Source organism: Candidatus Palibaumannia cicadellinicola (genome assembly GCF_002855795.1).
Classification (GTDB): Bacteria; Pseudomonadota; Gammaproteobacteria; order Enterobacterales; family Enterobacteriaceae; genus Baumannia; species Baumannia cicadellinicola_C.
Genome location: NZ_NJPO01000006.1, coordinates 1 through 10,378 on the forward strand (window position 1 = coordinate 1; position 10,378 = coordinate 10,378).

9 protein-coding genes are annotated in these 10,378 nt (G+C 43.0%); all 9 read left to right on the top strand.

Annotated elements, in window-relative coordinates; genetic code table 11:
- Nucleotides 1-4 precede the first annotated feature (4 nt).
- The gene (gene nuoC, locus CEX73_RS00110; RefSeq protein WP_101626641.1) at nucleotides 5-1,795 is read left to right on the top strand and encodes an NADH-quinone oxidoreductase subunit C/D; all 1,791 of its coding nucleotides are present in this window, start codon (nucleotides 5-7) and stop codon (nucleotides 1,793-1,795) included.
- Between the two features lie 2 nt (nucleotides 1,796-1,797).
- Nucleotides 1,798-2,301: an NADH-quinone oxidoreductase subunit NuoE gene (gene nuoE / locus CEX73_RS00115; RefSeq protein ID WP_101626633.1), complete on the top strand. Its 504-nt coding sequence runs from the start codon at nucleotides 1,798-1,800 to the stop codon at nucleotides 2,299-2,301.
- A complete protein-coding gene (gene nuoF / locus CEX73_RS00120) occupies nucleotides 2,298-3,644 on the top strand; it encodes an NADH-quinone oxidoreductase subunit NuoF (protein WP_101626634.1) in 1,347 nt (448 codons plus the stop codon). Before nuoE ends, nuoF begins: the two co-directional genes overlap by 4 nt.
- 42 nt (nucleotides 3,645-3,686) lie before the next feature.
- The gene (gene nuoG, locus CEX73_RS00125) at nucleotides 3,687-6,416 is read left to right on the top strand and encodes an NADH-quinone oxidoreductase subunit NuoG (protein ID WP_101626635.1); all 2,730 of its coding nucleotides are present in this window, start codon (nucleotides 3,687-3,689) and stop codon (nucleotides 6,414-6,416) included.
- Nucleotides 6,413-7,414, top strand: a complete 1,002-nt coding sequence (gene nuoH / locus CEX73_RS00130) for an NADH-quinone oxidoreductase subunit NuoH (RefSeq protein WP_101626636.1) — start codon at nucleotides 6,413-6,415, stop codon at nucleotides 7,412-7,414. The genes nuoG and nuoH overlap by 4 nt, the downstream gene beginning before the upstream one ends.
- Nucleotides 7,411-7,953, top strand: a complete 543-nt coding sequence (gene nuoI / locus CEX73_RS00135) for an NADH-quinone oxidoreductase subunit NuoI (RefSeq protein ID WP_101626637.1) — start codon at nucleotides 7,411-7,413, stop codon at nucleotides 7,951-7,953. The genes nuoH and nuoI overlap by 4 nt, the downstream gene beginning before the upstream one ends.
- Nucleotides 7,954-7,976: 23 nt before the next feature.
- Entirely contained in the window at nucleotides 7,977-8,495 is a 519-nt protein-coding gene (nuoJ, locus tag CEX73_RS00140; RefSeq protein ID WP_101626638.1) for an NADH-quinone oxidoreductase subunit J, read from the top strand.
- 74 nt (nucleotides 8,496-8,569) lie between these two features.
- Complete coding sequence (nuoK, locus tag CEX73_RS00145; RefSeq protein WP_101626639.1) at nucleotides 8,570-8,872, top strand: NADH-quinone oxidoreductase subunit NuoK; 303 nt, start codon at nucleotides 8,570-8,572, stop codon at nucleotides 8,870-8,872.
- Nucleotides 8,869-10,378, top strand: a 1,510-nt coding sequence (gene nuoL, locus CEX73_RS00150; protein WP_101626640.1) for an NADH-quinone oxidoreductase subunit L, incomplete at its 3' end; no start/stop codon positions are given. The genes nuoK and nuoL, both read left to right, overlap by 4 nt.

Here is a 10,378-nt window from a genome sequence, read left to right on the forward strand (position 1 = left end):
ATTAATGACATTAAATATTAGCATACCTGCCTGGCACACGACAAATGATAGATATCATCTAGCTATTTGTGAATTAATCAAGCGTTTTGGCACTAACGCTTTAACTTTACAGCCAACTCTGACTGGAATTCCGGTAGTGTGGGTTCAACGCGAGCAGATTTTAGAGATGCTGAAATTATTAAAAAACATGCCTAATCCCTATATTATGCTTTATGACTTACACGGAGTCGATGAACGTCTACGAACTACTAATAGTAATGATTTGCCTAAGGCTGATTTCACCGTTTTATATCACCTATTATCTATAGATAGTAACAGCGATGTGATACTAAAAGTACCACTATTAGAAAAAGATATGTCTATTCCAACTGCGACTAATATTTTTCCTAATGCTAACTGGTATGAACGAGAAACATGGGACATGTTCGGTATAATTTTCCAGGGCCATCCGCACCTTACTCGTATCATAATGCCGCCTAGCTGGGTAGGACATCCACTACGTAAGGATTATCCTGCGCGTGCCACCGAGTTCGATCCATTTGTTCTAACAAAGCAAAAAGAAGAGCTAGAAATGGAGAGTCTAACTTTCAAACCAGAAGAGTGGGGTATGAAACGGAGTAATAACACTGAAGACTTTATGTTCCTTAACTTAGGCCCAAACCATCCATCTGCTCACGGGGCATTTCGTATTATTTTGCAGCTAGATGGCGAAGAAATTGTAGACTGCGTACCAGATATCGGTTACCACCATCGCGGCGCAGAAAAAATGAGCGAACGCCAATCTTGGCACAGCTATATTCCATATACCGACCGCATCGAATACCTTGGAGGCTGCGTAAATGAAATGCCTTATGTGTTAGCCGTCGAAAAGTTAGCTGGTATCGTCGTCCCAGACAGAGTAAAAGTTATCCGAGTGATGTTATCAGAACTATTCCGTATTAATAGTCATCTATTATACATTAGTACCTATATCCAAGATGTCGGTGGTATGACTCCGATATTTCTAGCGTTTACCGACAGGCAAAAAATTTATGATGTAGTGGAAGCTATTACTGGTGCTCGCATGCACCCTGCCTGGTTCCGTATTGGGGGCATAGCGCAAGATTTACCTCGTGGTTGGAACGAATTGCTGCGTGATTTTCTTAACTGGCTGCCGAATAGGCTGAACTGTTATGTAAAAGTTGCGTTGCAAAACAGTGTGCTGCGTGCACGTTCTGAAGGCGTAGCATCTTATGGTGCTCAAGAAGCATTAGAGTGGGGGGTAACCGGAGCGGCACTGCGTGCTACCGGTATCAGCTTTGATGTCCGAAAATGGAGACCATATTCAGGCTATGATTACTTTGATTTTGATGTCCCTATTGGTAATGGGATTAGCGATTGTTATAGCCGTGTAATGCTGAAAGTAGAAGAAATGCGCCAGAGTCTTCATATTCTCGAGCAGTGCTTAAAAAATATGCCGGTTGGTCCTGTGAAAGCAGATCATCCTTTAACCACGCCGCCACCGAAAGAGCGCACACTTCAGCATATTGATACGCTTATTTACCATTTTCTGCAGGTATCCTGGGGACCTGTAATACCTGCCAATGAATCTTTTCAAATGATAGAAGCAACCAAGGGTATCAATAGCTACTACCTGACTAGTGATGGCAGTACCATGAGTTACCGTACACGCATACGTACGCCTAGTTTTGCTCATTTGCAGCAGATTCCATCCGTGATTCGCGGCAGTTTGGTCTCGGACCTAATTGTCTACCTGGGTAGTATTGATTTTGTTATGTCAGATGTGGACCGTTAATTATGTCTCAACGACACGATATTACTGATTCTGATTATTTTGAACTGAGCCATGATGTATACGAAGCTATTGAGCAAGAAAAAAATTACTACGAAGATGCGCGTGCCGTTTCGATAGAAGCGCTCAAAATGGTACAGAAAAAATACGGATGGGTACCTGACGGGGCTATTGAAGTAATCGCTCAGATTTTGGGTATATCCGTTAGCGATGTTGAAGGAGTTGCAACTTTCTATAGTCAGATATTCCGTAAACCTGTGGGTCGACACGTTATACGTTACTGCGATAGCGTAGTTTGCTATATCACTGGTTATCAAACCATACAAGCAACACTAGAGCAGTTTCTTAATATCGAACCTGGCCAGACTACGCAGGATAGACGCTTCACTTTATTACCCACTTGCTGTTTAGGTAATTGCGATAAGGGACCGACTATGATGGTTAATGAAGATACTTATGTTAACCTGACGCCTGAATGCATTTTATCTTTACTGGAGTCGTATTTATGAACGAAACTATTATTCGTTCTCCGGAAATTAATCCTCTTACCTGGCGCCTGCGCTCTGACCACGAGCCCGTATGGTTTAATGAGTATCAAAGCCAAAATGGTTATGTTGGCGCGCGTAAGGCGCTGAGCTATATGGAACCGGAGGACATTATTTCTTTGATTAAGAATTCTGGCTTAAAAGGGCGCGGGGGGGCTGGTTTTTCTACCGGTATTAAGTGGAGCCTGATACCTAAAGATACGTCGAATAATATTCGCTACCTGCTGTGCAACGCTGATGAGATGGAGCCTGGTACTTATAAAGATCGTTTATTGATGGAGCAACTACCTCATTTACTAGTAGAGGGTATAATTATTGCCGCTTTTGCTATTAAAGCTTATCGCAGTTATATCTTCCTACGAGGCGAATATATTCATGCTGCTGCGCACTTACGCCGAGCTATCGCAGAGGCTACTGAAGTAGGATTACTTGGTCAAAATATTTTAGGCAGCGGATTTAACTTAGAAATTGTTTTGCACACGGGCGCTGGACGTTATATTTGTGGCGAAGAGACCGCGCTTATCAATTCATTAGAGGGACGTCGCGCTAACCCCCGCTCTAAACCACCTTTTCCTGCTAGTACCGGTGTATGGGGTAAACCAACTTGTGTTAATAACGTAGAAACTTTGTGTAATGTGCCAGCTATATTAGAGTACGGCGTAGAATGGTATAAAGGTCTAAATACTAGAACAAGTAGTCATGATACTGGTACTAAGCTTATGGGTTTCTCCGGCCGTGTGAAAAAACCTGGCGTATGGGAGCTCCCATTTGGTATCACCGCCCGCGAAATATTAGAGGATTACGCGGGCGGCATAGTAGATGGAATGACCCTCAAAGCATGGCAGCCAGGCGGAGCGAGTACGGGGTTTTTAACGACAAACCACCTAGATGTTCCGATGGACTTTGAACATATTCGTAAAGCCGGCAGCCGCTTAGGGACCGCATTAGCAATAGCGGTGGATAATAAAATCAATATGGTATCGTTAACACGCAACCTTGAGGAGTTTTTTGCTCGCGAATCATGTGGCTGGTGTACACCGTGCCGTGAGGGCTTGCCATGGAGCGTAAAGTTACTACGTGCGCTAGAGAGCCAAAAAGGACAACCTGGGGATATTGAAACCCTGGAGCAACTATGCCGTTTCCTTGGACCAGGTAAGACTTTCTGCGCCCATGCCCCAGGGGCAGTAGAACCGCTGCAAAGCGCGATAAAATATTTCAGATTAGAGTTCGAAGCAGGTATTTCCACCGATTATCTTGGTAATACGCGCTATATTGCCGGTATACAACAAAATAATGACATGCGCTAATTTATACTTAAATATATTTTTATTAACGTGAGTATGCTGACTATGGTGACTATTTATATAGACGGCAAAAAATATGATGTTAATAAGTCAAGTAATCTACTGGAAGCATGTCTTTCCTTAGGGTTAGATTTGCCTTATTTTTGCTGGCATCCAGTACTAGGTAGCGTAGGCGCTTGCCGCCAGTGCGCGATTAAGCAATACAAAAATGCCGAGGATACTTGTGGTCAACTAGTAATGTCTTGTATGACGCCTGTAGCTGCAGGAACGATCATATCTATTAACGATGATGAAGCTAGACAGTTTCGTAAAAGCGTAGTCGAATGGTTGATGATCAATCATCCTCATGACTGTCCGGTATGCGAGGAAGGTGGAAACTGTCATCTACAGGATATGACGGTGATGACTGGCCACAATTTACGTCGTTACCGATTTACTAAACGTACCCACTATAATCAATATTTAGGACCATTTATATCGCATGAGATGAATCGCTGTATAGTTTGTTATCGCTGTGTACGTTATTATAAAGATTATGCTGGCGGAAATGATCTCGGAGTTTACGGCGCCAACGATAACATTTACTTTGGACGTTCACAAGACGGGGTACTCGAGAGCGAATTTTCCGGTAATTTAGTTGAAATTTGCCCTACCGGAGTTTTCACCGATAAAACTCACTCTGAACGCTATAATCGCAAGTGGGACATGCAGTTCGCCCCCAGTATCTGCCAACAGTGTAGTATTGGCTGCAATATCAGCCCAGGCGAACGCTATGGTGAATTACGCCGCATAGAAAACCGTTATAATGGCAGCGTAAATCATTACTTTTTATGCGATAGCGGTCGCTTTGGCTATGGTTATGTCAACTTAACAGATCGACCACGTCAACCATTGCAGCGACGTGGCAACGATTGGATTTATCTGAACACTGAACAAGCTCTGGAAGGTGCCGCAGATATATTGCGCCAAGCAAAAAAAATGATTGGTATCGGCTCACCACGCGCCAGTCTTGAAAGCAACTTCGCTTTGCGTGAATTAGTAGGTGAAGATAACTTCTATATAGGTATTGCCCGAGCTGAACAAGATCAACTGTCATTAATGCTCAAAGTTTTGCGACACGGCGGAATTCATACCCCTTCACTACGAGAGATAGAAAGCTACGATACAGTGCTTGTGTTAGGCGAAGACATCACACAGACCGGCGCTCGCATAGCACTGGCAGTACGGCAGGCAGTGAAAGGTAAGATGCGGGCTCTAGCTGCATCTCACCAAATATCAAATTGGCAAGTCGCAGCAATAATGAATCTTGGGCAAAATGCTAATAATTTACTATTTGTGACTAATGTTGATAAAACTAAATTAGACGATATAGCAACTTGGAGTTATCATGCTCCGGTTGACAATCAGGCAAGGTTAGGTTTTGCTATTGCTCACGCGTTGGACAATCAGGCTCCGGCAGTAACTAATTTAGATAAAACACTACAAAGTAAGATTACATTAATAGTAGAGGCTCTTGTCAACGCGCGTAAGCCATTAATAATTACTGGTAGTAATGCTGGTAGTAACACTATAATCGCTGCGGCTGCAAACATAGCTCGTGCCCTCAAAAGTCGTGGTAGCAAGGTAGGTATTAGTTTTGTTGCCTCTGGTGCTAACAGTATGGGCTTAGCCATGATAGGTGGGGGCAGCTTAGATGATGCTCTAAGTGAGCTTGAGTATCGTACTGCGGATAGTGTTATTGTGCTAGAAAACGATATCTACCGACATGCGTTAGCTCCACGCATTGACCAGGCGCTGGAAAAAGTCACAAATATGATCGTGATAGATCATCAGCGTACAGCTTTACAAGATAAAGCTGACTTAATTTTGTCTGCTACCTGCTTCGCAGAAAGTAATGGTACTATGATCAACCAAGAAGGTCGAGCGCAGCGCTTTTTTCAGGTATACAATCCTGCTTACTATGACCAACAAGTTGTGATGTTAGAAAGCTGGCGATGGTTACACTTATTACACGTCACTTATCTTAACCATGAAGCAAAATGGACTAAGCTCGATAATGTTATTGATGCTATGGTACAAAAGTTACCTCATCTAGCTAGCATCAAGTATGCTTCTCCGAATGCTAAGTTTCGTATTCATGGTCAAAAACTGGCGCGAGAACCGCATCGCTATAGTGGTCGTACCGCTACTCACGCCCATATTAGCGTGCATGAACCTCGTGTATCACAAGATAATGACACCATGTTTACTTTCTCTATGGAGGGTAACAATCATCCGCTTGCGCCGCGTCAGCAAATAGCATTTACTTGGGCACCAGGTTGGAATTCGCCACAGTCTTGGAACAAATTCCAAGAAGAAGTTGGCGGTCATTTACGTTACGGAGATCCTGGCGTGAGGTTGTTAGAGGCAAGCGACGAGATCTTAGACTGGTTTGATATTATTCCAGATCCTTTTATTCCACAGCAGAATAGCTCCTGGCGCGTGGCACCTTACTGGCATCTGTTCGGCAGCGATGAAACTTCGCAACGCTCGCCGGTAATCCAGAAACATATGCCAGCACCGTATGTAGTAATTAGCCGGATGGATGCCGTTAGACTGGGTCTTAATAGCTGCTCAATGCTAGCTTTTCGTTGTACTAGTCAAGAGTGGTGTCTGCCCGTACGGTTTAGCGATATTCTAAGTACTGGCCAGATTGGTTTACCACTAGGTTTTCCCGGAATTCCTCCTATACTCGCGGGATTAAATGTAGAAACTCTACGAGAGGTGACTATATGAGTTGGTTCACACCTGATGTCACTGAAATATCCCTAACAATCGTGAAGGCTGTAGTCATCTTACTAGCCGTAGTAACTAGTGGTGCCTATATGAGTTTTGTCGAGCGGCGTTTATTAGGTTTATTTCAGAACCGCTATGGACCTAATAGAGTTGGATGGGGTGGGTCACTACAACTGTTCGCAGACTTTATAAAAATAATCTTCAAAGAAGATTGGACCCCGCCTTTTGCCGATAAAGTAATTTTTACCTTAGCGCCGATAATATCATTTACCTCGTTACTACTTGCCTTCGCTATTATACCAGTCAGTCCTACCTGGGTGGTGACTGATTTAAATATTGGCGTACTGTTTTTCCTGATGATGGCTGGACTATCAGTATACGCGGTGCTTTTTGCTGGCTGGGCTAGTAATAACAAATACTCTTTATTAGGGGCGATGCGGGCCGCAGCCCAGACTCTGAGTTACGAAGTATTTCTCGGTCTATCACTTATGGGAGTCGTAGCACAGGCAGGTTCATTCCGCCTAAGCGCTATCATCGCAGACCAAACGCATATATGGAATGTGGTACCGCAATTTTTTGGCTTCATAACATTTTATTTGGCCGGGATGGCTGTTTGTCACCGCCATCCATTCGATCAGCCAGAATCAGAACAGGAACTAGCTGATGGTTATCATATAGAATATTCTGGTATGAAATTTGGGCTATTTTTTATCGGTGAGTATATTGGTATCGTTACTATCTCTGCTCTAACAATAACTTTATTTTTTGGAGGCTGGCAAGGGCCATGGTTGCCACCTTTTATTTGGTTTGCTATTAAAACCTCTGTTTTTATCGTTCTATTCATCTTAATCCGCGCGTCACTGCCACGTCCGCGTTACGACCAAGTGATGATGTTAGGTTGGAAAATCTGCTTACCGCTCACGTTACTTAACTTGTTAGTAACTGGAATAGTAATTCTATACCACTCCTCAATACAGTGTGGATATCATCAATCATGACATTAAAAGACTTAGCGATAGGTTGTTATACCATATTGCGCAGCATCTGGATGATTAGTCTCAATGTTTTCAATAAACGTGAAACCCGCATGTATCCGGATATACCAATTTATCAGAATTCACGTTTTCGCGGTCGTATTGTACTTACTCGCGATCCCGATGGAAATGAGCGCTGTGTGGCCTGTAATTTATGCGCAGTAGCTTGTCCAGTAGATTGTATTTCTTTACAGAAAACTGAGACTAAAGACGGACGATGGTACCCGGAGTTTTTCCGTATTAACTTCTCTCGTTGCATTTTCTGCGGCTTATGTGAAGAAGCTTGTCCTACTACAGCAATTCAACTTACTCCAGATTTTGAAATGGGTGAGTTTAGACGACAAGACCTTGTATATGAGAAAGTAGATTTGCTTATTTCTGGGCCTGGTAAATATCCAGAATATAATTTTTATCATATGGCTGGCATAGCCCTTGATGGTAAACATAAAGGTGACGCAGAAAATGAAGCTAAACCCATCGACGTTAAAAGCCTACTACCATAAAGATACATACTCAGGAGCTTAGTATGGAACTGGCATTTTACTTTTCTAGTTTAGTAGCGATATTCGCAGTGTTACGTGTGATTACCCATAACCAACCTATCTACGCACTATTATATCTTATCATTTCACTATTGGCTGTTGCCTGCGTGTTTTTTTCGATTGGTGCTTATTTTGCCGGTGCTTTGGAAATAATAGTATACGCCGGGGCAATTATGGTGCTGTTTGTGTTTGTGGTCATGATGCTTAATATGAGTAGTGGCTGCAAGCAATATGAGCAGGACTTGCTTCAGCTAACGGTATGGTTAGGGCCTTCAATCTTATCAATAGGACTACTGATAGTATTATTGCATGTTTTCTGGTATGCCAGTGACCATAATATGAGTTGTCAGTTAATTGAAGCGAAAAAAGTAGGAATATCGCTCTTTGGCCCTTATGTCTTAGCGGTAGAGTTAGTATCAATACTACTACTAGCTGGTCTAGTAGTAGCATTTCACCTTGGTTGTGATACTAGATACAACAACAAGAACACTAATAGTAGCTAATAGGATAGAGGATAGAAGATAGAGGATAGAGGATAGAGGATAGAGGATAGAGGATAGAGGATAGAGGATAGAGGATGATCTCATTATCATATAGTTTAAGTCTAGCAGCAATTTTATTTGTTGTAGGCCTTACTGGGATAATTATCAGGCGTAATTTTTTCTTTGTACTCCTAGGGTTAGAAATAATGATCAATGCCGCGGCGTTAGCTTTAGTAATCGCAGGTAGTTATTGGGGTCAGGCGGATGGACAGGTTATGTATATCCTCGCAATAACCCTAGCGGCTGCAGAGGCCAGCATAGGTCTAGCACTACTACTACAGTTACACCGCTACCGCAATACATTAGATATTGATCTTCTCAGCGAGATGTACGGATGAACTTAATCTATTTCATCATATTGTCTCCACTGTTGGGATTCTTACTACTAGCGTTCTCTCAGGGACGCTGGTCAAATAACGTTACTGCGACTATCGGCGTCGGTAGCATAGGTTTAGCTGCACTCACCACCGCTTGGATTTTACTAGTTAGTGGAGGTTATCTTAGCACGATCGTATTTCACCAGCCCCTGTGGACATGGATATCGGTAGCAAATTTTCGTATCGTTTTCGCTTTAAGTCTTGACCAACTATCGCTCACTATGCTTTCGATTATCACAGGTGTTGGATTTTTGATTCATCTATACGCTTCCTGGTATATGCGTGGGGATGAGGGATATTCGCGCTTTTTTGCGTACACTAACTTATTTATTGCTAGCATGGCCCTCTTGGTACTGGCGGATAATTTGCTACTGATGTTTTTTGGGTGGGAAGTCGTAGGGCTGTGCAGCTATCTACTAATAGGTTTTTACTATACTGATAGTAAAAATGGTAATGCTGCCATGAAGTCTTTTATTGTCACTCGTATAGGTGACGTGCTGCTCGCTTTAGCACTGTTTTTCCTTTATTACCAGCTTGGCACGTTAAACTGCCAAGAAATGATGGTGCTAGCGTCACAAAATATTGCTGATGGTTCGCAAGTGATAAACTACGCTACTCTACTGCTTTTGGGTGGTGCAGTAGGAAAATCGGCACAGTTACCACTGCAAACCTGGCTAGCTGATGCTATGGCTGGCCCAACGCCAGTATCGGCTCTCATCCACGCCGCGACTATGGTTACCGCCGGGGTTTACCTGATCATACGGACCCATGGCTTGTTCTTGCTTGCACCATATGTACTTAATATGGTAGGTTTTATTGGCGCTGTGACGCTAGTGATAGCATCCTGTTCTGCTCTGGTACAGACAGATCTGAAGAAAATTTTGGCCTATTCTACGATGAGCCAAATTGGTTATATGTTTTTGGCTCTAGGCGTGCAGGCATGGGATGCCGCTATTTTCCATCTGATGACTCATGCTTTCTTTAAAGCTCTTCTGTTCCTTTGCTCTGGTAGCATAATTCTCGCCTGCCATCATGAACAAAATATTTTTAACATCAGCGGGGGCGGTTTACGTAAATCGCGTCCTCTGATTTATCTATGTTTCCTTGTCGGTTGTGCAGCACTATCTGCGTTACCTGTGTTTACAGCCGGCTTTTATTCTAAGGAGGAGATATTGTTTGGTGCTTTGGCTAATGGCCACAGTACGCTGATGTTGGTAGGTTTATTTGGCGAATTTTTGACCTCGATGTATACTTTCCGCATGCTCTTCGTCTTGTTCCACGGCAAAGAGCCGATGAAAGCTTATTCTTTTCGTAACCAAAACTTTAATTATTATTTGCCTTTGATAGTGCTGCTAATATTGTCTACTTATATTGGCGCTTGGCTCATACAGCCTCTGGTAAATACCCTACCAGCAAGCGACTTGAGTGACTACTACAAATATATGCTAAAGATCGCTTCTAGTGCAG

Excerpts from the sequence above, each read along its gene's own strand:
- nuoC (WP_101626641.1), top strand. The coding sequence starts at position 5 with ATGACATTAAATATTAGCATACCTGCCTGGCACACGACAAATGATAGA.
- nuoE (WP_101626633.1), top strand. The coding sequence starts at position 1,798 with ATGTCTCAACGACACGATATTACTGATTCTGATTATTTTGAACTGAGC.
- nuoF (WP_101626634.1), top strand. The coding sequence starts at position 2,298 with ATGAACGAAACTATTATTCGTTCTCCGGAAATTAATCCTCTTACCTGG.
- nuoG (WP_101626635.1), top strand. The coding sequence starts at position 3,687 with ATGGTGACTATTTATATAGACGGCAAAAAATATGATGTTAATAAGTCA.
- nuoH (WP_101626636.1), top strand. The coding sequence starts at position 6,413 with ATGAGTTGGTTCACACCTGATGTCACTGAAATATCCCTAACAATCGTG.
- nuoI (WP_101626637.1), top strand. The coding sequence starts at position 7,411 with ATGACATTAAAAGACTTAGCGATAGGTTGTTATACCATATTGCGCAGC.
- nuoJ (WP_101626638.1), top strand. The coding sequence starts at position 7,977 with ATGGAACTGGCATTTTACTTTTCTAGTTTAGTAGCGATATTCGCAGTG.
- nuoK (WP_101626639.1), top strand. The coding sequence starts at position 8,570 with ATGATCTCATTATCATATAGTTTAAGTCTAGCAGCAATTTTATTTGTT.